Raw genomic sequence first — 22,637 nt, 5'->3', positions numbered from 1 at the left:
CGGAACGCCCCTCATGGCTTTTACAACGGATCCCGCCCTCGACTTTGTACGCCAGGAGACGCGGACCGAGTGGGTTCGGCTGCGGACCTTGCTGGTTCTGCGCTGGCTGGCGATCCTCGGGCAGACGCTGACGGTGGTTCTGGCCAGCTTCTATTTCGGGCTGCGGGTGGAGCTGGGACTGTGTTTCCTGGCCATCGGGGCGAGCGTGCTGTCGAACCTCATCGCGATGTCGATCTTTCCCGAGAACCAGCGCCTCAGCGACCGGGACGCGATGCTGACGCTCTTGTTCGACCTCGCGCAGTTGAGCTTCCTTCTGTTTCTGACCGGGGGGTTGAACAACCCTTTCGCGCTGTTGATCCTCGGGCCTGTCACGATCTCGGCCACGGCGCTGACCCTGCGCTCGACCCTTGTTCTGGGGGTGCTGGCCATCGGGCTGATTTCGCTTCTGGTCTATTTCCACATCCCCCTGACGCTGGCCACGGGCGAGGTGCTGGCGCTGCCCGATCTCTACATCCTCGGCTTCTGGATCGCGATCGTGATCGGCATCGTCTTCCTGTCGGCCTATGCCCGCCGCATCAGCTCCGAGACCCATTCCATGAGCCAGGCGCTGTTGGCGACACAGATGGCGCTGGCCCGCGAGCAGAAGCTGACCGACCTTGGCGGCGTGGTGGCCGCCGCCGCGCACGAGTTGGGCACACCGCTGGCCACGATCAAGCTGGTCTCGACCGAACTGGCCGAAGAGTTGGAGGCCATGCCCGAACTGGCCGAAGATGCCCGCCTGATCCGGGACCAGGCCGATCGCTGCCGCGACATCATGCGGTCGATGGGCCGGGCGGGAAAGGACGACCTGCACATGCGCTCGGCCCCGCTGAAAGAGATCGTTCGCGAAGCGGCTGAGCCGCATGCGTCGCGCGGGATCGACATCGTCAGTTTGTTTTCCCCGGCGGAGGGGGCGGACCCGGCGCTGCCCACCGTCTGGCGCAAGCCCGAGATCATCCACGGGCTGCGCAACTTCGTGCAGAACGCGGTGGATTTCGCCGAGGCCAGCGTCTGGATCGAAGGGCAGTGGAGCGCCGAGGACATCAAGCTGAAGATCGTGGATGACGGCCCCGGGTTTCCGCCCGATCTGCTGGGGCGACTGGGCGACCCGTTCCTGCGCCGCCGGTCGCGCGACAGCGACAGTCATCGCCCGGGCTACGAGGGGATGGGGCTGGGCCTGTTCATCGCGAAAACACTGCTTGAGCGGTCGGGTGCGAAGGTGACGTTCCTCAATGCCTCGGACCCGTTCCTGTCGGACGAGGACACGCCCGAGCGCAAGGGCGCCATGGTCGAGGTCATCTGGCCGCGCGACGCCATCGTCCTGCCCGAGGAACAGGCAACCGGTCCGCTTGGGGAAAACCAGCCGATCACGGCCTGATCGCCCCGGTAAATCCGCCCAAACGTCCTTAACGGCCTGTTAACCGTTGTCGCGCAGAGTGCGCGCGGGGTGCACTAAGTCGAGGGGACGAAATGACTTTTCCGGACAGCATGACGGTCATGCTTTTCGCGGCGATCAGCCTGCTGACGGCGGCGGCGGCGTTGATCCTGACCGCGCGGTTGGCACCGGCGCAGCGTGGGGCCGGGTTTGCCCCGGCGGGCATGGCGCGCCCCCTGATCGATATGCCTCACCGCTACGAGTTTCGCGAAGGTTACCTGCTGTCACCCGTGACCTCGGACGATGCCTTCCTGCCAGAAGAGGCCGACCGCACGACCGCGTTCGATGCCCTGGCCCGTGTCCTGGCCGACCTGCACCCGGACCTTCCGGCGCGGATGCGGGCCCTGCGCAAGCGGGGTGAGGCCTTCCTTCTGACCGGCACGCTGGGCCATGATGCGCTGTCGGTGGCCGGGCGGCACGAAGACGGGCGGGTCATCCTGTCGGTCGGCCCGGCCAATGCTTCCGATGGTCGCGCGGCGGTCGATTCCGCCACATTCGCCAAGCTTCAGGAAGAAGCGGATGACCTGCGCACTGCATTGGACGCGGCGACGATGCCGATCTGGAAGCAGGACGGGGAGGGGCGTATCGCTTGGGCCAATGCCTCCTATCTGGGGCTGGCGGACCGCAAGCTTGGCGGTGGCGACGAGGCTGTGGCGCTGGGCTGGCCCCTGCCGCAAATCTTCGCCGATCAGGTCGCCCCATTGCCGGATGCCGGCAAGACGCGCCGCTGCAGCGTCGATCTGCCCGACGCCGAGACCCCGGCCTGGTTCGAGGTGTCGGCCCAACTCACCGAGGATGGCGGCGCGATCTGCACGGCGCGGCCCATCGACCGGCTTATTCGGGCCGAGACGAGCCTGCGCAGTTTCATGCAGACCCTGTCGAAAACCTTTGCCAGCCTGCCCACCGGCCTTGCCGTGTTCGACCGGCGGCGCGAGTTGATGACCTTCAACCCCGCGCTGACGTCGCTGTCGAACCTGCCGATGGAATTCCTGTCGTCCCGTCCGACGCTCGTCGATTTCCTCGACCAGTTGCGAGAGGCGCGCCGCATGCCCGAGCCGCGCGACTACCGGGGATGGCGCGACGAGATCGCGAAGCTGGAACAGGGGGCGTCCGAGGGGACCTATCAGGAGATCTGGACGCTGCCCGATGGCCAAAGCTTGCGCGTGACGGGGCGGCCGCATCCCGATGGGGCCGTGGCCCTCATGTTCGAGGATATCAGCCAGGAGGTGACGCTGACCCGGCGGTTCCGGGCCGAGCTGGATCTTTTTCGATCCGTGCTGGACGACGAGGCCAGCGCGCTGGCCGTGTTCGGGCGGGACGGGCAGATGGTTCTGTCCAACGCCGCCTATGCGGATCTGTGGGGCGACGACCCGCGATTGACCGAGGTGGCCCCGCGCCTCGCCGATGCCACGCGGCTGTGGCAGGGGCGCTGTGCTCCGTCGGGCATCTGGGGCGAAATCCGACAATTCGCAGCTTTCCAGATCGAACGTGCGCCATGGGTCGAGACGATCACCTTGCTTGAGGGAGAGCGTTTGGCCTGTCGGGTCTCGCCCATGGCGGGCGGCGCGACATTGGTCCGGTTCCTGCCGTTGGAGTCCGGCATGTCCGACCCCTTGGGCTGGTCCGAGGCTGCGGCCAGCGTGGCCGGCGCGCCCCCGCCCCTGGCCGCGCCGCATGCTGCGGTCGCGGGCATGGCCGAGCCCGCGCAGGCCCCCTACAGCCCGCCCGATCCCAAGGCCCTTTGAGGCGCGCGCACCAGCCTGCTTGCGGCGGGGCAGGGGATGGTTACACTCGCGAAAATGACCCCCGACGCCCCCGCACATGACCTTCCCGATTGGCCCGTTTGTGCCCGGATCGACCTGCTTTCCCCCTTGGTGACAGAGCGGGTCGCAGAGCGCGTGGCCGGGGTGCTGAGTGCCGGCGACACCCTGCTGCTGTCGGGCGAATTGGGCAGCGGGAAAACGCATTTCGCCCGCGCTCTGATCCGGGCGCGACTGGGTCCCGAGGGTGCCGCAGAAGACATTCCATCCCCCAGTTTCACGCTGGTGCAGACCTATGATGCACCGGGGGCCGAAGTCTGGCATGCCGACCTCTACCGTTTGGGCCACCCGGACGAGATCTTCGAACTCGGGTTGGAGGCGGCGATGGAGGACGCGATCTGCCTTGTCGAATGGCCCGAGCGGATGGCGCCGGAGTGGCCCGCCGCTGCCGCGCTGCTTCGGTTCCGGGTGACGGGCGAGGACAGCCGCGCCCTTACGGTGTCAGCGGGCAGCGGGGACCTTGGCGCCCGGATCGCGTCTGTGCTGGACGGGGTCGCATGAGCATTTCCAGGGATGAGTTTCTCGACCGCTGCGGCTGGGCCCATGCGCGCCTCGATCCCGTCGCGGGCGATGCCTCCACCCGGCACTACCTGCGCCTGACCGATCCGGAGGGCGCGCGGGCGATCCTGATGTGCGCCCCGGTCGCCAGCACGGCGGACCGCGCGGCCTTCGATGCGTTTCGGCGCGTCGGGGGGTATTTGCGGCATCTGGATCTCTCCGCGCCCGAGGAATACGCGGCCGCCCCGGCCCAAGGGTTCCTCCTGATGGAGGATTTGGGCGACCTGTCCCTGTCTCATCTTCTGGAGACGGGCGCCCCGGAGGCGGAGGCGGCCTATCGGCAGGCCGCGCATCTCTTGCCGATCCTCGCCAAATCCGCGCCCGCGGGATTGCGCGCGCCAAATGCCGAGGCGATGGCCGCCATGGTCGACCTGACCTTTGACATGCTCGGTGCCGATGGCGTCGAGCTGCCCGCCTTGCGCGCCCGTTTGCGCGTGGGGCTGGCCGATGCGCTGGCGCGCCATGCCGGGGGGGGGCCAGTTTTCGCGTTGCGCGACATGCATGGCGACAATCTGATCTGGATGCCGGATCGGCAAGGGCCGGCGCGTATCGGGCTGCTGGATTACCAGGATGCCCTGCGGTTGCCGATGGGCTATGACCTCGCCTCTCTTCTCGACGATGTTCGGCGCGACGTTCCGCACACTTGGCGCAAAAATCTTTTAGAAGATTTTTCGGCGCAGATCCACGAAACCTGTGAGGCGGCGACCGCGCGCATCGATTGCCTGTCGCTTCAGCGCAATCTGCGCATTCTTGGCGTTTTCCGTCGGTTGTCGCGGCAATTTGGAAAACCTGCCTACGCGGATTACCTGCCGCGCACGCGCCGCCTGATCGCACGGGCCTTGGAAAACCCCGCGCTTGCACGGCTGCACCAGCCGGTCTCGGAGCTTCTGGACCGAACGGCCCATTGGAGTGCTGCATGAGGTCTCGTGCCTGCATGATCCTTGCCGCGGGGTTTGGCACGCGCATGGGCGCGCTGACGGCCGACCGGCCAAAGCCCCTGATCGAGGTTGCCGGCCGCAAGCTGCTCGACCACGCGCTGGAGGTCGCCACGGCGGCGCAGGCCAAACCGATCGCGGTGAACGGGCACTACCGCGCCGGGCAGATGCAGGCTTATCTCTCGGCGCATCATCCCGGCGTGCATTTCCTGCATGAGGTGGATGAGATCCTCGATTCCGGGGGCGGGGTGAAGAACGCGCTACCGCTTCTTGGGGCTGATCCGATCTTCACGCTCAACGCGGATGCCGTCTGGTCCAAAGCGGCGCCACTGTCGGACTTGGAAGCCGCGTGGGACGGGCGCCGGATGGGCGCGCTCTTGCTGCTGGTTCCGCGCGCACGCGCGGTTGGTCGCGAAGGCGGGGGCGATTTCGCGATGGATGCCGAGGGTCGGTTGACCTGGGACAAGGGGGCGGACGGGCTGGTCTATACCGGGGCGCAGATCCTTGACCCCGGCCCGCTTTCAAACCACCCGGACGCGGTGTTTTCCCTGCGGGATATCTGGCAGGGCATGATGGACGAGGGCCGCCTGTTTGGCGTGATTCACCAAGGCCATTGGGCCGATATGGGCCATCCCGCGGGGATCGTGGCGGCAGAGGAGATGGTGCGACGTGACACGCCTGTTTGACCCGAGCGACAGCCCACGGCTTTTCGCCACGCCCATCGGCGTGGATTTCTGCTCGGCCCTCATCAAGGGGCTGGACGACCGTATGGCGGGGCAACCGCCCGAGGCGATTGCCCGGGTCGAGATCCACGTCGCGAACGCGCGGCTGCAACGGCGAATCCAGACGCTCTATGCCGAGCGGGGCGCGGGGTTTTTGCCGCGCATACGCCCTGTCACGGCCTTGGGCGACCTCGCCGATCTGGCCGGGGTGCCGCCCGCGATCTCGCCCCTGCGGCTGCGGCTGATGCTGGCCGAACAGATCGGGCGGCTGATCGACCGAACGCCTGACCTCGCCCCGCGCACGGCGCTTTATGACCTCTCCGACAGCCTGGCCGATCTGATGGCCGAGATGTTCGAGGAACAGGTCACGCCCGAGATGGTGCGCGATCTGGACGTCGCCGGGCATTCCGACCATTGGGCGCGGGCGCAGGCCTTTGTCACCGCGATCACCAGCTATTTCGCCGAGGAAGCCGCCCTGACGCCCGAGGCGCGTGCGGCCCGTGTGACCGACCGGCTGATCCGGCAATGGCAGGTCGCACCGCCCGATCACCCGGTGATCGTTGCGGGCTCGACCGGGTCGCGGGGGGCGACCCTACGTCTGATGGAGGCGGTGGCGCGCTTGACCCAGGGCGCCGTCATCCTGCCCGGTATCGACCGGGATATGCCGGCGGCCATCTGGCATCGCCTGCTCGAGGGGCGACAAGGGCAAGGTCTGGCGGGCGAGGATCATCCGCAATTCCGCCTTGCCAAGGTGGCGTCCGTCATGGGGTTGGATCCGGCCCAGGTGCCGGACTGGGCGGACGGGGTGCCCCCGGTGAACGCCGCGCGCAACGCCGCCGTATCGCTGGCGCTGCGGCCTGCGCCGGTCACCGACCAATGGCGCGACGAGGGGCCGGGCCTGCCCGATCTGCAGCACGCCTTTGGCGCGGTCACGCTGTTGGAGGCCCCAAGCCCGCAGGTCGAGGCCGGGGCCATCGCGCTGCGCCTGCGCAAGGCCGTCGCCGACGGGCAGCGCGCCGCTCTGGTCTCACCCGACCGGGTTCTGACGCGGCAGGTCGCCGCCGCTCTGGACCGTTGGCGCATCACGCCGGACGACAGCGCGGGTGTGCCTCTGGACCAGACGGTGGCGGGGCGCTTCCTGCGTTTGGTGGCCGAGGTCTTCACCGGGCCGATCACGGCGGAGTTGCTGATCGCAATCCTGTCGAACCCGATGTGCCATTCCGGCGCGGATCGCGGCCCGCATCTGCGGCTGATGCGCGAATTCGAATTGGGCGGGCTGCGGGGCAAATCCGGCTTTCCCTCACCGACTACCCTCGCCGACTGGGTCGAGAGGTTGAAGCCCGAGCAACAGGCAGAGGCGCGCGCTTGGGCCGACTGGGTGTGCGACACGCTGCTCGCGCCTCAAGTGGAGGGGGAGCAGCCGTTTGCCCGGCACGCGGAGCGCCATATCGCCCTCGCGGAAGCTTTGGCACAGGGCCGCACCGGCGAGACGACCGGCGAGATGTATCTCCAAGACGCCGGGCGTGAGATCGCGAAACTGGCCGCCGATCTGCGCGCCGAGGGCGACGCTGGCGGCGCGATGAGCGCGCGCGATTATGCCGACATGTTCGGCGGCCTGATCTCGGACCGGCAGGTGCGCGAGGGGCTGCGGCCGCATGCGCAGGTCCTGATCTGGGGCACGCAAGAGGCGCGGGTGCAAGGGGCGGATCTCGTCATCCTTGCCGGGTTGAACGAGGGCACATGGCCTGCCGCGCCCGAGGCCGATCCCTGGCTGAACCGCGCCTTGCGGGCCGAGGCGGGGTTGCGCCTGCCGGACCGCGTGATCGGGCTGTCGGCGCATGATTTTCAGCAGGCCATCGCCGCGCCCGAGGTCTGGCTGTCGCGCGCCCGCCGCGATGCCGAGACCGATACCGTGCCCGCACGCTGGCTGAACCGGCTGACGAACCTGCTGGGCGGGGCGAGTGATGTTTCCGCCCAGGTGCTGGCGCAGATGCGCCATCGCGGCGAGGCGTGGATCGCGTTGGCCGAGGCGCTGGCCAGCCCCACGCCCGAGCAGATGGACGGCGCGAGGCCCGCGCCACGACCGGCCCCCGCGCCGCCTGCGCCCGCCCGCCCGCGCAGCCTGTCGGTGACCCAGATCGAAAAGCTGATCCGAGACCCATACGAGATCTACGCGCGCAAGGTTCTTCGCCTGAAGCCGCTCGATCCGTTGCGCCCGCAACCGGATGCGGCGGTGCGCGGTACAGTTCTGCATGACGTGCTGAACCGTTTTGTCGAGGACACGCGCGCAGGCCTGCCGATGGATGCGGCGGACCGGCTATTGGCCATTGCCGACGCCGTGTTGGAGGATCAGGCCCCATGGCCCGCGGCGCGGCGGTTGTGGCGCGCGCGTCTCGCGCGGATCGTGCCGCATTTCCTGCGAACCGAGGGGGAGCGGCGGGGCTTCGCCGAGCCGTGGCTGATGGAGACCCGGGCGGAGTGGGCCGTGCCGGGCACGGCCATGACGCTGCGCGGCACCGCCGACCGGATCGACCGGCTGCCCGATGGTCGCGTGGCGATCTACGATTACAAGACCGGCTCCGTTCCGACCGAAAAACAGGAACGCGCCTTCAACAAGCAACTCTGGATCGAGGCGCTGATGGCCGAGAACGGCGCATTCGACCGGCAGGATACCCCCGCCGAGGTCGCGCGCATCGCCTACCTGGGGCTTGGCGCGTCACCCGCGACGGTGGCGCATGATCCGACGCCGTCCGACCTTGCCGAGGTGCGTGAGGGGTTGCAGCGGCTGCTGGCGCATTTCGCCGATGCGGGCACGGGCTATACCTCGCGCCGCGCGGTGTTCGAGGCGCGATACACGCGCGATTTCGACCACCTCGCCCGCTATGGCGAATGGGATGAAACCGAAGAGGCACGCGTGCAACCGGTGGGGCGGGACGATGGCTGAGGCAGGGGCGATGAACGAGGCCACCGAGGCGCAGGTGATCGCGGCGCGGCCCGATGCCTCGACCTGGCTGAGCGCGAATGCGGGTTCGGGCAAGACGCGGGTGCTGACCGACCGGGTGGCGCGGCTGTTGCTGGACGGGGTGCAGCCCGAGCGCATCCTGTGCTTGACCTACACCAAGGCCGCCGCGATGGAGATGCAGAACCGCCTGTTCAAGCGGCTGGGCGAATGGGCGATGGCGCAGGACGACCGCCTGCGCGAGGTGCTGGTGCAGGTTGGGGTCGAAGGCGACCGGCTGACGCCCGACCTGCTGCGCGATGCGCGGCGGCTGTTCGCCCGCGCGATCGAGGCGCCTGGGGGGCTCAAGATCCAGACGATCCATTCGTTCTGTTCCTCGGTGCTGCGGCGGTTCCCGCTGGAGGCACAGGTTTCGCCCGGGTTCACCGAGATCGACGAACGCGTACAGGCCCGACTGATCGCCGAGATCCTCGACCAGATGGCCGAAGATGCCCGTGGGCGCGAGGCGATCGACGCAGTGGTGCCGTACCTCTCGGACGAGGACGGGATCATCTCGCTCGCCCGCGCTGTGGCAGGCAAGGCCGAGGCGTTGGCCGACCCGCTGGGATGGGACGAGATTTGCGCGTGGTTGGGGATCGACCCCGGCCTGACCGAGGAGGGCGTCATCGCCCATGCCCTGACCGGGGATGAGCGGGATATCTGCGATTCGATCTGGCCCTATCTCGATCCGGAAAACAAGCAACAGGCGAAGCCACGCCGCGTCCTCGAAGCGATGCCGTGGGAGGACATGACCCTCTCGACGCTCAAGATGCTCGAAGAAATCTGCCTGAGCGGCGAAAGCGCGAAGGAGCCGTTCAAGGCCAAAGGCGCGTCGATCGGCAATGCCGCCGTGCGCAGCCAACTCGACCCGGATGTGCTGCAGGGCTGGATCGATCTGACCGACCGGGTGGAAGAGACCCGCCCCCTGCGCGTCGGGTTCGTGACCGCGCAGCGCGCGCATGCGCTGCATCGGTTCTCGGCCGCCTTTCTGCCCGCTTATGCACAGGCGAAACAGGCGCGCGGCTGGCTCGATTTCGATGATCTGATCGGCAAGATGCGTACACTCCTGAACACGCCGGGCGTCGCGCAATGGGTGCTGTTCCGCCTGGACGGAGGGATCGACCATATTCTTGTAGATGAAGCCCAGGACACCAGCCCGGACCAATGGGATATCGTCGCGCGGTTGGCCGAGGATTTCGCGGCAGGCGAGGGCGCGCGGGCCGATGTGACGCGCACGATCTTCGTCGTAGGCGACAAGAAACAGTCGATCTATTCCTTCCAGGGCGCGGACCCGTCCGAGTTCGACCGGATGAAGGCGCTGTTCTCGGACCGCCTGCGCGGGATCGGCCAGAGCCTCGCCGACCGTGAACTCGTGTGGTCCTTCCGTTCTGCCGCGCCGATCCTCGACCTTGTCGACCGTGTCTGCGCTGGCGGCGCGGCCCCCGGCTTGGGCGAGGGGATCGAACACAAGGCCTTCAAAGGCACCAAGCCGGGCCGCGTGGATCTTTGGCCCGTCATTCCAAAGGCCGACGATCCCGAACACCCCGACTGGGACGACCCGCGCGATATCGTGGCCGAAGATCACCACAGCGCGCGGCTGGCCGCCCTCGTGGCCGAGCGGATCGAGGCGATGCTGGCCGAGGGCGAGGAGATCGAGGTTGGCGATACGCGCCGCCCGGTTCAGGCGGGCGATATCCTGATCCTCGTGCAGCGGCGCTCGGCGCTGTTTCGCACGATCATCTCCGAGATCAAGAAGCGCGGCCTTCCCATTGCGGGGGTGGACCGGGCGCAACTGACCGCGCCCATCGCGGTGAAAGACCTGATCGCGCTGATGCGCTTCCTCGCGACGCCGGAAGATGACCTGTCGCTCGCTGCGGTGTTGAAATCGCCGCTCTGCGGGTGGAGCGAGGATGACCTCTTCCGCTTGGCCCATGCGCGCGAGGGATACCTGTGGCGCGCACTCAGGACGCGAGAGGCCGAGTGGCCCAAGACCGTTGCCATGCTGCGCGACCTGCGCGACCAGGCCGACTATATGCGGCCCTACGATCTGCTGGAACGGGCGCTGATCCGGCATGACGGGCGTCGCCGCCTGATCGCGCAACTGGGGACCGAGGCCGAGGACGCCATCGACGCGATCCTGTCGCAGGCGCTGAACTACGAGCGGATGGAGGTGCCGAGCCTGACCGGCTTCGTCGGCTGGCTGGACACCGGCGAGGTCATGGTCAAGCGCGACCTTGCGCAGGCCCACGGCATGATCCGCGTGATGACGGTGCATGGCGCGAAGGGGCTGGAAGCGCCGGTGGTGATCCTGCCCGATTGCGCGCAGCGGCGCGGGCGGCCGCCGGGGGTGAACCTCGTGCGGGCCGAGGGTGGGCCGCTTGTCTGGGCCGGGGCGCGCGGGGACATGGCCGACCCGGTGCGCGACGGCCTTGCTGCGAAATCGGAGCGTGACAGGGAAGAGGCGAACCGCCTGCTTTACGTGGCGCTGACACGGGCGGAAAGCTGGCTGATCGTGGCCGCCGCCGGGGATGTCGGGCGTGCCGACGACTCGTCATGGTACAAGACGGTCGAAGTGGCGATGGCGGGGATGGCGTGCACACCGCTGGACGTTCCCGGTGTGGAGGGACGCGGCCTGCGCGTGCAAAGCGGAGATTTCCCCGTGCGCGGGCGGTCGGTTGCGGCGCTGACGCCCCGCCCGACGCTGCCCGAATGGGTGGATGCGCCGGTGCCTGCACAGGCACGGCCTGCGAAACTGCGCACGCCCTCCGACCTCGGCGGGGACAAGGCTCTGCCGGGCGAGGGCGTGGGCGATGGCGAACCCGACGCCTTGCGGCGCGGGCGGCTGGTGCACCTGCTGCTGGAACACCTGCCACGCCTGCCGCAACCGGCCTGGGCCGGGGCCGCGCCGGGCATCGCCGCGCTGGAGGCGCCCGACGTGACGCCGGACGAACTTGCGCCGTTGCTGGCCGAGGCGACCGGCGTGCTGACCGACGCGGCGCTGGCGCATCTGTTCACGCCCGAGGCCTTGGCCGAGGTGGAATTGTTCGGCCATAGCCAGGCCTTGAATGCGCCGCTGATGGGCGTGATCGACCGCCTTATCGTGTCGGAGAGCCACGTTCTGGCGGTCGATTACAAGACCAACCGCATCACGCCGGATCGACCCGAGCAGGTGCCCGAGGGGCTGTTGCGGCAGATGGGGGCCTATGACGAACTTTTGCGCCAGATCTACCCGGATCGCACGGTCGAGGTGGCGATCCTGTGGTCGCGGACGCGCGCGCTGATGCCGTTACCCCACGATCTGGTGAGCGCCGCCCTTGCCTGCACGCCGCCCGCTTGACCTTGCCAAGGACCGTCCATACCTTGTGTGCCTGACATCAGACACCCCCAAGGATTCCGCTCAGGAGGGCCTATTCAATGGCAACCGTTTCCGTCACCGACGCCACGTTCGACGCCGAAGTGCGTCAGTCCGACATCCCCGTGGTTGTCGATTTCTGGGCCGAGTGGTGCGGCCCGTGCAAGCAGATCGGCCCGGCCCTCGAAGAGCTGTCGGACGAGTATGACGGCAAGGTCAAGATCGTGAAGGTCAATGTCGACGAGAACCCGCAATCGCCGATGCAGATGGGCGTGCGCGGCATTCCGGCGCTCTTCATGTTCAAGGATGGTGAGGTCGTGTCGAACAAGATCGGCGCCGCCCCAAAGGCCGCGTTGCAAAAGTGGATCGACGAGGCCGTCTGAGCCCTCGCCTCACCGCGAAACGAAGAAAGGGGCGCCCGTCGGGGTGCCCCTTTGTGTTGTCATGGCCGCTTTGCATTTGCCGTGGATTGTCTTTCCGCGCCAATGTGGTGCCATGCCCGCGTGGGACGTTGCCCGCGCGATATGCGCTCCGCACGGAACCGAAGACCCGAGAAAGGACAGAACATGGATATTGAAGACCTGGCTGGTGGCACGCTGGAAACCTGGACCCCCGAGGAAGTCGAGCGCGCGTTGAAGAACGGCGAGATCGTGCTTTTGGACGTGCGTACCCCGAACGAATACGTGCACGAGCATATCCACGGCGCGCTTCTGTTGCCGATGCAGGATTTCGAGCCGAGCTTCGTGCCCCATGATGAGAGGCCCCTTGTGCTGCATTGCGGGTCGGGCATCCGCTCGAAGATGGTGGCCGAGCGCATCATCAAGTCCGGCGTGACCAAGGTCGCCCATATGGGCACCGGCTTCACCGGGTGGAAGGAAAGCGGGCTGGAATATATGGGCACCAACCCCGCCGATGGCGCCCCCAAGAAGATGCGCAAGCAGGTCTGACCAGGGCCGGTCGGGCCCGCCGGCCCCGGGGGCGGCGGGTCATTCCCACTCCATCTGCTGCAACAGCATTTGCGCGTTGCGCCCGGCCAGCGCGTCGAACTGGTCGAGATGGGAAAAGGCCAACTGGTCGACCTCGACCGCGCCGATGATGTCGCCGCCCGCGTCGATATGGGCGCGCATCACCTCGCGCAGATGGGCCAGGTAGTCACGGGCTGGTCGGTTGCGCCTTGGACGACCTGCTCCAGCGCGGCGGCCTCGGCCCATGTGCCGCCCGGGTCAATCAGGATCGCACCGTCGGTCGTTTCGATCAGCCCGAAGGTGGCGTTGTTGCCGAGGTTCTCGACGTTGCGCTGTTCGGCAGGTCCTTCGATGGTCCAGATGCCGGGGGCGATCTGCTCGGTGTCCAGCCCTTGGGCGAAGACCGGCGCGGCGGACAAGGCCAGGACAAGCGCGGCGCAAGGGATAAGGTGCAGCATGGGCGGGGCCTCCTCCTCTCCGACGATCAGGCTAGGCGGGGAAAGCGTCTGCGATTGGCGGGGATGGTGTCACACCAAAAGGGGGCGAATACAGAAAGGGCGCCCCGACGGGACGCCCTTTCGATCATTATGTCCGAGGGATCAGCCCTTGGCGAACTCGGGGTAGGCTTCCATGCCCAGCTCGGCCACGTCGAGGCCCGACATCTCTGCCTCTTCCGAGACGCGGATACCCATGGTGAGCTTGAGGATGAACCACACGACCAGGCTGACCGCGAAGGTGAAGACGCCGTAAGCCGCGATGCCCAGAAGCTGCGTGCCGAGGCTGGCGTCGCCGTTGTAGAAGATGACGGCGATGGTGCCCCAGATGCCGGCGAAGAGGTGCACCGGAACGGCGCCGACCACGTCGTCGATCTTCAGCTTGTCGAGCAGCGGCACGGTGAAGACCACGATGATACCGCCGATGGCACCGATCCACAGTGCACCGAAGAGCGTGGGCGCCAGCGGTTCGGCTGTGATCGACACGAGGCCGGCCAGTGCGCCGTTCAGCACCATGGTGAGGTCAGGCTTGCCGTAGACAACCTGCGTCATGATCAGGGCGGTCACGGCACCGGCGGCAGCCGCCATGTTGGTGTTGGCGAAGATGCGCGACACGTCCGAGACGTCACCCACGGTGCCCATGGCCAGCTGCGAGCCGCCGTTGAAGCCGAACCAGCCCAGCCACAGGATGAACGTGCCCAGCGTGGCGAGGGCGAGGTTCGAACCCGGCATCGGGTGGACCTTGCCGTCCTTGGAGTACTTGCCCAGGCGCGGACCCAGCACGATGGCACCGGCCAGAGCGGCCCAGCCCCCCACGGAGTGCACGACGGTCGAACCGGCGAAGTCGGAGAAGCCCGCTTCGGACAGCCAGCCGCCGCCCCACTGCCACGAGCCCGAGATCGGGTACATGACACCCGTCAGGAGCACGACGAAGACCAGAAAGGGCCACAGCTTGATACGCTCGGCCAGCGCACCCGACACGATCGAGGCGGTGGCGGCAACGAAGACCAGCTGGAAGAAGAAGTCCGAACCGACCGAGGCATAGTCGAGCGCCGCGTCAGCAGCGGCAACACCCACCGGGTCAAGCTGCGTGATGACGAAGAAGCTGCCGACATACCCGTTGAAGTCGCCCGGGTACATCAGGTTGAAGCCGATGAGCCAGTACATGATCGCGGCCACCGAGTAGAGCGCGATGTTCTTGGTCATCTGCATGGTGACGTTCTTGGACCGCACGAGGCCGCCTTCGAGCATGGCAAAGCCAGCGGCCATGAAGAAGACGAGGAAACCTGCCATGCAGAACAGCAGGGTGGTCATGATGTAGGGGCCGATCTCGTCGAAGGACGGCGCGGCGTCCTGCGCAAGGGCCATGGTCGGCAGCGCGATCGACGCGGCGGCGGCCAGGGGAAGGAGCTTGGTGAGTTTCATTTGGAGTGTACCCTCTGGAAAGGACGCGGGCTTTACAGCGCGTCGTCGTTGGTCTCGCCGGTGCGGACGCGCACGGCGCTTTCCACATCGAGAACGAAGATCTTGCCGTCGCCGATCTTGTCGGTCTTGGCGGTCGTCTGGATGGTTTCGACCACCTGGTCGGCCATCGCGGCCGCGACCACGATCTCGAGCTTCACTTTCGGCACGAAATTCACGGCATATTCGGCGCCGCGGTAGATTTCGGTGTGACCCGATTGAGAGCCGAAGCCCTTGATCTCGGTCACCATCATTCCGCGCACCCCGATGGAGGTCAGCGCTTCACGCACCTCCTCGAGCTTGAACGGCTTGATCGCTGCGATGATGAGTTTCACTGCTGTCACCCTTCCGGTTGCTGATGTCCCCGCCCCCGTCCGCCGCGATATGCGACCGGGAACGTCACGGGGCTCAAGACTGGGCGTGACGGGTCTCAGGGCAACGAAGGGGGCCGGATTCCGGACAACCTGAAGGCGACTTTGCAAATTTTTTGCGCAAAAATGATGCGATGCACATTTTTTGGGCGGATCAATCATTCGGCACTGCGGCAAGAACCCTCCACATGCGACTCGAATTTGCTTACATTGGCTCAAAACAAAGGCAGGCAGCCCAAAGGCATTTTCAGATGAGCAATTCAGGACAGGGGCGCAGACCGCCCGCGCGAGGCCAGCGCAGCCTGGTCGCCGACCGGCGGGCGACTTCATCGCGCAGCACGCCGAAGCCCAAGCGCAAGACGACTGGCGGCAAGTCCTCGGGTTCGGGTGGCGCACGTCGGACCCGCCGCGCACGCAAGACCCGTACCGCCCGTCCGCGTGGTCCCCTTGGTTGGATCGCCTATGCCTTTCGCATGATCCTCCGCATCATCTGGGGCCTGATCTGGCGCGGGGCCGCAGCGGTCATGCTGCTTCTGGGGATTGCCACGGCCTATTACTACATGCAGCTGCCAGACCAGGTTTCGACCATCGTCGATGCCCGTGCGCGCGGGTCGGTGACGATGCTTGACCGGGACGGCAACGTCTTTGCATGGCGGGGCGAGCAGTTCGGCGGCATGATCGACGCCGAAACCGTCAGCCCCCACCTTGTGAACGCGGTGGTGGCAACAGAGGACCGCCGTTTTTATCGCCACCTCGGCGTTTCGCCGCGCGGCATCGCCAGCGCAATCCGCATCAACCTGCGCGAGGGGCGTGGGCCGTTGTCCGGCCATGGTGGCTCCACCATCACGCAGCAGGTGGCCAAGCTGATGTGCCTTGGGGTCGCCTACGACCCGGATGAATGGGCGACGGAGGCGGAATACGAAACCGACTGCCGCGAGACGTCGATCTGGCGCAAGATCCAGGAAGTGCCCTTCGCACTGGCGATGGAGTTCCGCTACACCAAGGACGAGATCCTGTCGGTCTATCTGAACCGCGCCTACCTCGGCGCGGGCGCGCGGGGCTTCGAGGCCGCCGCGCAGCGCTATTTCAGCGCCTCCGCCGCCGAGGTGAACCCGCAACAATCCGCAATGCTGGCCGGCCTTCTGGTGGCCCCGTCCTATTACGCGCCGACACGAAATCTGGAACGGGCGCAGGAACGGGCGAATGTCGTCCTGAACCTGATGGAAGAGCAGGGCTACCTGAGCGCGGCCGAGGCCGACGCCGCCCGCGCGAACCCTGCGCGCCTGTCCGAGGCCGCGGAACAGAATATCGGTGGTCACTTTGCCGATTGGATTATGGCCGAAGGGCCGGATTTCCTGACGCGCGAGACGACCGAGGACGTGGTGATCCGCACCACTTTCGACCCCGAGATGCAGGCCGCGGCCGAGCGCGCGTTGCAAAACGTGTTCGAAAACCAGGTGCGCGCCGGGTCCGAGGCGCAGGCCGCCATCGTGGTGATGAGCGCCGACGGCGCCGTGCGCGCCATTGTCGGCGGGCGGGACACGCAAGGCGCGGGCCTGTTCAACCGCGCGACGCAGGCGATGCGGCAGACCGGATCGGCCTTCAAACCGTTCGTCTATGCCACGGCCCTCGATCTGGGCTGGCGGTTCGATGACATGATCCTCGATGCGCCGCTGACCATCGACGTGCCCGGATCCGGCCCCTATTCGCCGACAAACTACACCGGCGAGTATTATGGCGAGGTCACGCTGACCGACGCGCTCAGGACATCGCTGAACACGCCCGCGGTGCGGATCGCGGACGAGGTTGGCCTCGACCTCGTGCGCACGGTCGCCTCGGAATTCGGGATTGAAAGCGACCTGGCCGCCGGGCCGGCGCTGGCGCTGGGCGCCTCGGAATCGACCCTGATCGAGATGACGGGCGCTTTCGCGGGCATCCTGAACGGTGGCTCGGCGGTGCGGCCCTACGCGGTACAGGAACTGCGCCTGTTGGGCGATGACACGCCGATGTTCGAACAGCGCACGGGTATCCGGGAACGCGTGATCTCGGAATTCGCGGCGCGGCAACTGACCTACATGATGTCCGAGGTCGTCGCGAGCGGCACGGGCCGCCGCGCGGCGCTTCCCGATCGGCCCGTGGCGGGCAAGACCGGCACGACACAGGCCGCGCGCGATGCGTGGTTCCTGGGGTTCACGGCGGATTACGTGGCCGGTGTCTGGATGGGGTATGACGATAACACGCCGCTGTCGGGCGTGACGGGCGGCGGCCTGCCCGCCGAGATCTGGCGTCAGACCATGGAAGAGATCCACCGCGATCTGCCGCCCCGCCCGCTGCCGATGATCGACCCTGTGGCCGAAGCGCGGCAGGCGCCGCAGGTGGTCGAAGAGCAGCCCCAAGGCCGCCGTCCGGACTTGGCGGAACAGATCCTGATGGAAGTTCTCGGCGGGCTTTTGGGCCGCAACTGACGCGAGCCGACGGAGCTTTGGGGCGCCTTTCCGGGCGTCTACATCGCGCGCAGGTCGCGGGCCAGCCGGTCGATATCGCCGCCGCGTGCCTCAAGCATGGCGCCGATTTCGGTCCGCTCCGAGATCATCAGGTTCACGCCTTCGATGATGAGGTTGAAGAACCGCGGGCTGCCCGACCCGTCCGAGACGAACCAGCGCAAGTCATACGGCGCATAGCCCGGCTGGTTCACGACCGAGATCACCTCTCGGAAGCTGCGCACCTGGCGCGAGCCTGTCACCGTGATGGTCGATCCGATGAACTCGCGAAAGCGGCGCCCGTACTTGTTGGCGATGTAGATTCCGAATGCCTCGGTGAAGGCGCGCATCTGGGCGGCGCTTGCCGTCCGGGCTGGGGGCCCGAGAACCGAACGCGCGATTACGGGCACATCGCCATAATCTCGGAAGATGTTCTGAAAATCGCGCAGCATGGATGCCTCGGACCGACCCGAATTGATGGTCGACATCACGTCGGCCACGGCGCGGTTGACCAATTGTTCGGCGGCTGCGGCGCTTTGCGCCTGCGCGCGGCCAAACGACCCGAAGCCGGGAAGCAGGGCGCCCAGGCCGGCTGTACCGATCAGGCTGAGAAAGCGGCGGCGGGACTGGCGGGACTGACGGAACATCATGTCGGTCTCCTTGCTGGCGATTGGGATTACTGGGCGTACGGGTCGAAATAGGGATCCGAGTACGGATCGTAATAGGGGTCGGTCATCGGATCGGCGGCGGCGACCGCGTCGTCCGCCGCATCGCCCTCGGCATACGGGTCGATATAGGGATCGAAATAGCCATCCGCCGTATCGCCGCGCAATTCGTAGCGGCGGTTCTGCAGGTAGAGCGACCGCATCTGGAGGTAACTGTCCTCGGAGTCGTAAAGCACACCTTCGACCGAGCCTGCGAATTCATGGCGGGTGTTGAGGCGACCGGCGATGCGCGCCGCGGTGATGTAGTGGCTTTCGGGGGGCTGCGCGACATGGCGCAGCGGGTTCAGCGCAAAGTCCACCACCATGCCCACCGTGTCGCGGGTGGTCGATGGCCCCAGCACGGGAAGGACGACGTAGTCCCCCTCGGGGAAGCCATAGACATGCATCGTCTCGCCGAAATCGGTCTCTTCGGCATCAAGGCCCATGTCGCTGGCCGGATCCAGAAGGCCGCCCAGTCCGATCGTCGAATTCACCGCAAAACGCAGCGTGTTGCGCGCGGCATCCTCCAGCCGGAGCTGCAGCAGGTTGTTCAGAACGTAACCCGGTTGACTGAGGTTGGACGCAAAATTGCTGACGCCACGCCGAACGGGTTGGGGGATCGCGTCGCCAAATCCGTCCGAGGCGGGTCCCACCAGCGCACGGTCGAGCGCAACGTTCAGCCGGTGAACGGAGCGGTTCTGCTCTTCGCTGGCATCGGGCACCTGGTCGCCCGGGGGCAGGGTCGCCGGCCCGCAAGCGGCCAATGCGGCGAGCGTGATAGCCCCCACTGCACGGGCCAGATGCCCGCGCCATGCAGCGCGATCGGAAGATCTACGATCAGTCACGTGGCAGCTTCCCTTGGCTCCCCTCATCATCATGTAGCCTATCGGCGCTGCCGGCGCGGGGAAAGGGCTGCCTTGCTGCGGTGGGGCATTTGGCAAATCTTAAACGGGCATTAATCTTGTGCTGGCATGGATAAGCGGGCAGACCACATTTCGATGATGGGTGGGGGACAGGCCGTGAACGGCCCCGAAAGAAAAGCAGACGTCAGGTGACAACGCAGCGCGTTCAAACCCGGGCCGCGACCCCGGCCGCCGGTCGCCCGCAAACGGGCGGGCCACAGGTTGGCCGTGCCGAACTGCGCGAGTTTCGCCGCAGGAACGCGTGGCTGTTGTGGTCCATTGCCGCTTTCAGCATGGGTGTGAACCTGCTGATGCTGACCGGGCCGATCTACATGCTGCAGGTCTATGACCGGGTGCTTGGATCTGGATCGGAGGAAACGCTGCTGGCGTTGACCATCCTCGTGGCCTTCCTGTTCCTGATGATGGGGTTTCTGGATTTCGCCCGCGGGCGGGTTGGCGCGCGCTATGGTGCGCGCTTGCAGGAATCCCTCGATGACCGCGTGTTTCGCGCCGCTCTGGAACATGCGCGGCGCACCGGCGCGATGCAGCCGGCGCTTCGGGATCTCGGCGCGGTGCAGCGCCTCGCCGCCTCTCCGGTTTTCATGGCGCTTTTCGATCTGCCTTGGACGCCGCTGTTCATCGGCGCAATCTTCTTGTTCCACCCGTGGCTGGGCTGGCTCGCGCTGGCGGGCGGCACGATCCTGGTGTCGATCACCCTGCTGAACCAACGTGTGTCGCGTGAACCGCTGGCCGAAGCGGCGATGGCCAACCAGCGCGCCGAGCAGATGGCCTCCGAGATGCAGTCGGAAGCGGAATTGATCCGCTCCCTCGGCATGACCGGGGCCGCCTTCGACCGCTGGCAGCGGCAACGCGCCAAGGCACTGGACGACGCGATGCTGGCGGCCGACCGGGTGGGGGGCTTCACCACGATGACCCGCACGCTGCGCCTGTTTCTGCAATCGGCGATCCTTGGGCTTGCGGCCTATCTCGTGCTGCAAGGCCAGCTTTCCGCGGGGGCCATGATCGCCGGGTCCATCCTGATGGGCCGCGCCTTGGCCCCGATCGAGCTGGCCATCGGCCAATGGCAGGCCATTTCCGAGGCGTGGCAGGGCTATCGGCGGTTGGGCCACTTGTTGGAGGCCGAACCAGGGGAATTGCCCCGCATGCCCTTGCCGCGCCCGAAGTCGCGCCTCGAGGTGTCGCAGCTATCGGTGGTGCCGCCCGGGGGCGCGCGCCCGACGCTGCGCGGGGTGAATTTCGAGGTCGAGCCGGGCATGGCGGTGGGCGTGATCGGCCCGTCCGGATCGGGCAAATCCACGCTGGCGCGCGCGGTGACGGGTGTCTGGCAACCGGCGGCGGGGCAGATCCGCCTCGATGGGGCCTCCATCGACCAGTATCATCCCGATACGTTGGGGCAATTGATCGGCTACCTGCCGCAATCCGTGTCGCTGTTCGATGGCACCATCGCCGAGAATATCGCCCGTCTGGACGGACAGTTCGACGGCGCGCGCGTGGTGGCCGCCGCGCAAAAGGCCGCCGCGCATGACCTGATCCTGGCCTTGCCCGATGGATATGACACGCGGGTCAGCGGCGTGTCCGCACGCCTGTCGGGCGGGCAGATCCAGCGCATCGGTCTGGCCCGGGCGCTGTATTCCGATCCCGTGATCCTTGTTCTGGATGAACCGAATTCGGCGCTCGACAATGAAGGGTCCGAGGCACTGAACAAGGTGATCGATGCGCTCAAGGCCGATAACCGGGCCGTTCTGATCATGGCGCACCGGCCCTCGGCGATCCGGAAATGTGACAAGCTGATGGTGCTGAAGGACGGCGTTCCTGCTGCCTATGGACCGACACGCGAAGTGCTGGAGAAGGTGGTGCGAAACTACCAGGATCTGACGCGCCCCGATGGCGGCGGCGGAGGTGTCGTATGACCGGGCCCGACGCCCGCCCCGACGACCGTGGCATGCCGCACCCGGTCGCGCCGGCGCGCCCTCGCCCGGCATGGTCCGTGCGTGGGCCGATGCTGATCGGCTTTCTTGCTGTAGGTGTACTGATCGCGGGCGTGTTCGGCTGGGCGGTGAGTTCTCGCCTTGCCGGGGCAGTGATCGCGGCGGGCCAGATCGAGGTCGACCGCAATCGCCAGCCATTGCAGCACCCCGATGGCGGGCTGGTGGCCGAGCTTTTCGTCGAGGAAGGGCACCTGGTCGAGGCGGGCGACCTGATCCTGCGCCTTGACCCGGCGGATTTGCAGACCGACCTGATCGTGGCGCGCGACCGTCTGGCCGAGTTGCGCGCGCGCCGTGCCCGACTTGAAGCCGAGCGCGACGGGGCGGACAGCATCACCTTTTCCCCGGCGCTTCTGGCCGATGCCGAGGCCGACCCCGAGATCGCGGATTTCCTCGAAGGGCAGCGCAACCTGTTCGATGCGCGGGCCGAGACCCTGGAAAGCCAGGTGAACCAGCTGTCCCAGCGGCGCAACCAGATCGATCTGCAGATCGAGGGGTTGAACGCGCAGGAGGTCGCCCTGACCGAGCAGTTGCTCATCATCGAACAGGATCTCGCCCGCCAGCAGGATGCGCTGGACCGGGGCGTCGGGCGCAGCGCGCCGGTGTTGCAATTGCAGCGTGACTCGGCGCGCATCCGGGGGCAGTTGGCCGAGATCGAGGCAAGCCGGGCCGAGACCGCCGAGCGCCGGACCGAGATCGAACTGGCGATCCTGCAACGCATTTCCGATCGCCGCGAAGAAGCGATCTCGGAACTGCGCGAAATCCGGGCCTCGGAGCAGGAACTGGCCGAGGAGGTCGCGGCACTGGAGCGAAACCTCCAGGAGTTGGACCTGCGCGCCCCCGTCAGCGGCGCGATCTTCGGGCTTGCCGTTTTCGGAGACCGTGCGGTGGTGCGCCCCGCGGATGAGCTGGGCTACATCGTGCCCGACGACCGCCCGCTGGTCATGTCGGTACAGGTGCCGGCCATCGACATCGACCAGATCTATATCGGCCAACCGGTCAGCCTGCTTTTCCCGGCCTTTCCGCAACGCGACATGCCCGACCTGACCGGCGAAGTGACGCTGATTTCCGCCGATGCTTTCCTCGACGATGACACCGGGACCAGTTTTTACAGGGCAGAAATCATCATGCCGGAAGATCAGCTTGCGCTTTTGGGTGACCGGCGGTTGATTCCCGGCATGCCGGTGCAGGCCTTTATCCGGACCGCCGACCGGACCCCGCTGGATTATCTGCTGGAGCCTCTGACCGACTATTTCAGCCGGGCGTTCCGCGAAAGCTGATCCGCTTGGCGGTTCGATGAAACTTGGACGACATGGGCCGCGTGCCCTTTTCCTTTCCCCGGCGCATCGCTAGCCTCGCGCCGGACAACGAAGCGGCGCGCCCGACGGCGCCCAG

At 66.9% G+C, this 22,637-nt stretch carries 18 protein-coding genes; 12 read left to right on the top strand and 6 right to left on the bottom strand.

The window, feature by feature from the left end:
• Nucleotides 1-13 precede the first annotated feature (13 nt).
• The 9 genes from regB to ABD923_RS11050 all read left to right on the top strand — a co-directional run bounded on the left by regB (nt 14) and on the right by ABD923_RS11050 (nt 12,806).
• Nucleotides 14-1,417, top strand: a complete 1,404-nt coding sequence (gene regB / locus ABD923_RS11090) for a sensor histidine kinase RegB (protein ID WP_259553936.1) — start codon at nt 14-16, stop codon at nt 1,415-1,417.
• A 110-nt stretch (nt 1,418-1,527) separates the two neighbouring features.
• Entirely contained in the window at nt 1,528-3,219 is a 1,692-nt protein-coding gene (locus tag ABD923_RS11085; RefSeq protein ID WP_345229471.1) for a PAS-domain containing protein, read from the top strand.
• A gap of 54 nt (nt 3,220-3,273) precedes the next feature.
• Nucleotides 3,274-3,795: a tRNA (adenosine(37)-N6)-threonylcarbamoyltransferase complex ATPase subunit type 1 TsaE gene (tsaE, locus tag ABD923_RS11080; protein WP_259553938.1), complete on the top strand. Its 522-nt coding sequence runs from the start codon at nt 3,274-3,276 to the stop codon at nt 3,793-3,795.
• Nucleotides 3,792-4,772: an aminoglycoside phosphotransferase family protein gene (locus ABD923_RS11075; RefSeq protein ID WP_259553939.1), complete on the top strand. Its 981-nt coding sequence runs from the start codon at nt 3,792-3,794 to the stop codon at nt 4,770-4,772. The genes tsaE and ABD923_RS11075 overlap by 4 nt, the downstream gene beginning before the upstream one ends.
• The gene (locus tag ABD923_RS11070) at nt 4,769-5,473 is read left to right on the top strand and encodes a nucleotidyltransferase family protein (protein WP_259553940.1); all 705 of its coding nucleotides are present in this window, start codon (nt 4,769-4,771) and stop codon (nt 5,471-5,473) included. The genes ABD923_RS11075 and ABD923_RS11070 overlap by 4 nt, the downstream gene beginning before the upstream one ends.
• Nucleotides 5,457-8,453: a double-strand break repair protein AddB gene (gene addB / locus ABD923_RS11065; RefSeq protein ID WP_259553941.1), complete on the top strand. Its 2,997-nt coding sequence runs from the start codon at nt 5,457-5,459 to the stop codon at nt 8,451-8,453. Before ABD923_RS11070 ends, addB begins: the two co-directional genes overlap by 17 nt.
• The gene (addA, locus tag ABD923_RS11060; RefSeq protein WP_259553942.1) at nt 8,446-11,844 is read left to right on the top strand and encodes a double-strand break repair helicase AddA; all 3,399 of its coding nucleotides are present in this window, start codon (nt 8,446-8,448) and stop codon (nt 11,842-11,844) included. Before addB ends, addA begins: the two co-directional genes overlap by 8 nt.
• A 77-nt stretch (nt 11,845-11,921) precedes the next feature.
• The gene (gene trxA / locus ABD923_RS11055) at nt 11,922-12,242 is read left to right on the top strand and encodes a thioredoxin (RefSeq protein ID WP_222190497.1); all 321 of its coding nucleotides are present in this window, start codon (nt 11,922-11,924) and stop codon (nt 12,240-12,242) included.
• Nucleotides 12,243-12,425: 183 nt separating this feature from the next.
• Nucleotides 12,426-12,806, top strand: coding sequence for a rhodanese-like domain-containing protein (locus tag ABD923_RS11050; RefSeq protein ID WP_222190499.1), 381 nt, complete (start codon nt 12,426-12,428; stop codon nt 12,804-12,806).
• 39 nt (nt 12,807-12,845) lie between these two features.
• On the opposite strand, the gene ABD923_RS11045 is transcribed toward ABD923_RS11050, so the two are convergent.
• The 4 genes from ABD923_RS11045 to ABD923_RS11030 form a co-directional block, all read right to left on the bottom strand.
• Nucleotides 12,846-12,986: a hypothetical protein gene (locus ABD923_RS11045; protein WP_259553943.1), complete on the bottom strand. Its 141-nt coding sequence runs from the start codon at nt 12,984-12,986 to the stop codon at nt 12,846-12,848.
• Nucleotides 12,986-13,282 carry an MBL fold metallo-hydrolase gene (locus tag ABD923_RS11040; RefSeq protein ID WP_259553944.1) on the bottom strand — a complete coding sequence of 99 codons (297 nt, stop codon included), beginning with the start codon at nt 13,280-13,282 and terminating at the stop codon, nt 12,986-12,988. The genes ABD923_RS11045 and ABD923_RS11040 overlap by 1 nt, the downstream gene beginning before the upstream one ends.
• Nucleotides 13,283-13,423: 141 nt before the next feature.
• Entirely contained in the window at nt 13,424-14,743 is a 1,320-nt protein-coding gene (locus ABD923_RS11035; RefSeq protein ID WP_259553945.1) for an ammonium transporter, read from the bottom strand.
• Nucleotides 14,744-14,775: 32 nt separating this feature from the next.
• A complete protein-coding gene (locus ABD923_RS11030) occupies nt 14,776-15,114 on the bottom strand; it encodes a P-II family nitrogen regulator (protein WP_259553946.1) in 339 nt (112 codons plus the stop codon).
• 287 nt (nt 15,115-15,401) lie between these two features.
• Between ABD923_RS11030 and ABD923_RS11025 the strand changes: the two genes are divergently transcribed.
• Nucleotides 15,402-17,615: a transglycosylase domain-containing protein gene (locus ABD923_RS11025; protein WP_259553947.1), complete on the top strand. Its 2,214-nt coding sequence runs from the start codon at nt 15,402-15,404 to the stop codon at nt 17,613-17,615.
• Between the two features lie 38 nt (nt 17,616-17,653).
• On the opposite strand, the gene ABD923_RS11020 is transcribed toward ABD923_RS11025, so the two are convergent.
• Together ABD923_RS11020 and ABD923_RS11015 are read right to left on the bottom strand one after the other, a co-directional pair.
• Nucleotides 17,654-18,280: an MlaC/ttg2D family ABC transporter substrate-binding protein gene (locus tag ABD923_RS11020; protein WP_259553948.1), complete on the bottom strand. Its 627-nt coding sequence runs from the start codon at nt 18,278-18,280 to the stop codon at nt 17,654-17,656.
• A gap of 26 nt (nt 18,281-18,306) precedes the next feature.
• Entirely contained in the window at nt 18,307-19,179 is an 873-nt protein-coding gene (locus tag ABD923_RS11015) for an MlaA family lipoprotein (RefSeq protein WP_259553949.1), read from the bottom strand.
• Between the two features lie 293 nt (nt 19,180-19,472).
• Here ABD923_RS11015 and ABD923_RS11010 point away from each other — a divergent pair, with 293 nt between their 5' ends.
• A complete protein-coding gene (locus ABD923_RS11010) occupies nt 19,473-21,167 on the top strand; it encodes a type I secretion system permease/ATPase (protein WP_405048336.1) in 1,695 nt (564 codons plus the stop codon).
• Nucleotides 21,164-22,522, top strand: a complete 1,359-nt coding sequence (locus ABD923_RS11005; protein WP_259553950.1) for an HlyD family type I secretion periplasmic adaptor subunit — start codon at nt 21,164-21,166, stop codon at nt 22,520-22,522. The genes ABD923_RS11010 and ABD923_RS11005 overlap by 4 nt, the downstream gene beginning before the upstream one ends.
• Nucleotides 22,523-22,637: the final 115 nt, after the last annotated feature.

Origin of the sequence: [Roseibacterium] beibuensis (genome assembly GCF_039542305.1) — a bacterium.
Taxonomy (GTDB): Bacteria; Pseudomonadota; Alphaproteobacteria; order Rhodobacterales; family Rhodobacteraceae; genus Roseibacterium; species Roseibacterium beibuensis.
Note: the sequence above shows the minus strand (reverse complement) of the source record. Positions and strands in the feature narration are given on the sequence as shown.

Bases quoted from the DNA above. Each gene is read 5' to 3' on its own strand.
- regB (WP_259553936.1), top strand. From the start codon at position 14: ATGGCTTTTACAACGGATCCCGCCCTCGACTTTGTACGCCAGGAGACG.
- ABD923_RS11085 (WP_345229471.1), top strand. From the start codon at position 1,528: ATGACGGTCATGCTTTTCGCGGCGATCAGCCTGCTGACGGCGGCGGCG.
- tsaE (WP_259553938.1), top strand. From the start codon at position 3,274: ATGACCCCCGACGCCCCCGCACATGACCTTCCCGATTGGCCCGTTTGT.
- ABD923_RS11075 (WP_259553939.1), top strand. From the start codon at position 3,792: ATGAGCATTTCCAGGGATGAGTTTCTCGACCGCTGCGGCTGGGCCCAT.
- ABD923_RS11070 (WP_259553940.1), top strand. From the start codon at position 4,769: ATGAGGTCTCGTGCCTGCATGATCCTTGCCGCGGGGTTTGGCACGCGC.
- addA (WP_259553942.1), top strand. From the start codon at position 8,446: ATGGCTGAGGCAGGGGCGATGAACGAGGCCACCGAGGCGCAGGTGATC.
- trxA (WP_222190497.1), top strand. From the start codon at position 11,922: ATGGCAACCGTTTCCGTCACCGACGCCACGTTCGACGCCGAAGTGCGT.
- ABD923_RS11050 (WP_222190499.1), top strand. From the start codon at position 12,426: ATGGATATTGAAGACCTGGCTGGTGGCACGCTGGAAACCTGGACCCCC.
- ABD923_RS11045 (WP_259553943.1), bottom strand. From the start codon at position 12,986: ATGCGCGCCCATATCGACGCGGGCGGCGACATCATCGGCGCGGTCGAG.
- ABD923_RS11040 (WP_259553944.1), bottom strand. From the start codon at position 13,282: ATGCTGCACCTTATCCCTTGCGCCGCGCTTGTCCTGGCCTTGTCCGCC.
- ABD923_RS11035 (WP_259553945.1), bottom strand. From the start codon at position 14,743: ATGAAACTCACCAAGCTCCTTCCCCTGGCCGCCGCCGCGTCGATCGCG.
- ABD923_RS11025 (WP_259553947.1), top strand. From the start codon at position 15,402: ATGAGCAATTCAGGACAGGGGCGCAGACCGCCCGCGCGAGGCCAGCGC.
- ABD923_RS11020 (WP_259553948.1), bottom strand. From the start codon at position 18,280: ATGATGTTCCGTCAGTCCCGCCAGTCCCGCCGCCGCTTTCTCAGCCTG.
- ABD923_RS11005 (WP_259553950.1), top strand. From the start codon at position 21,164: ATGACCGGGCCCGACGCCCGCCCCGACGACCGTGGCATGCCGCACCCG.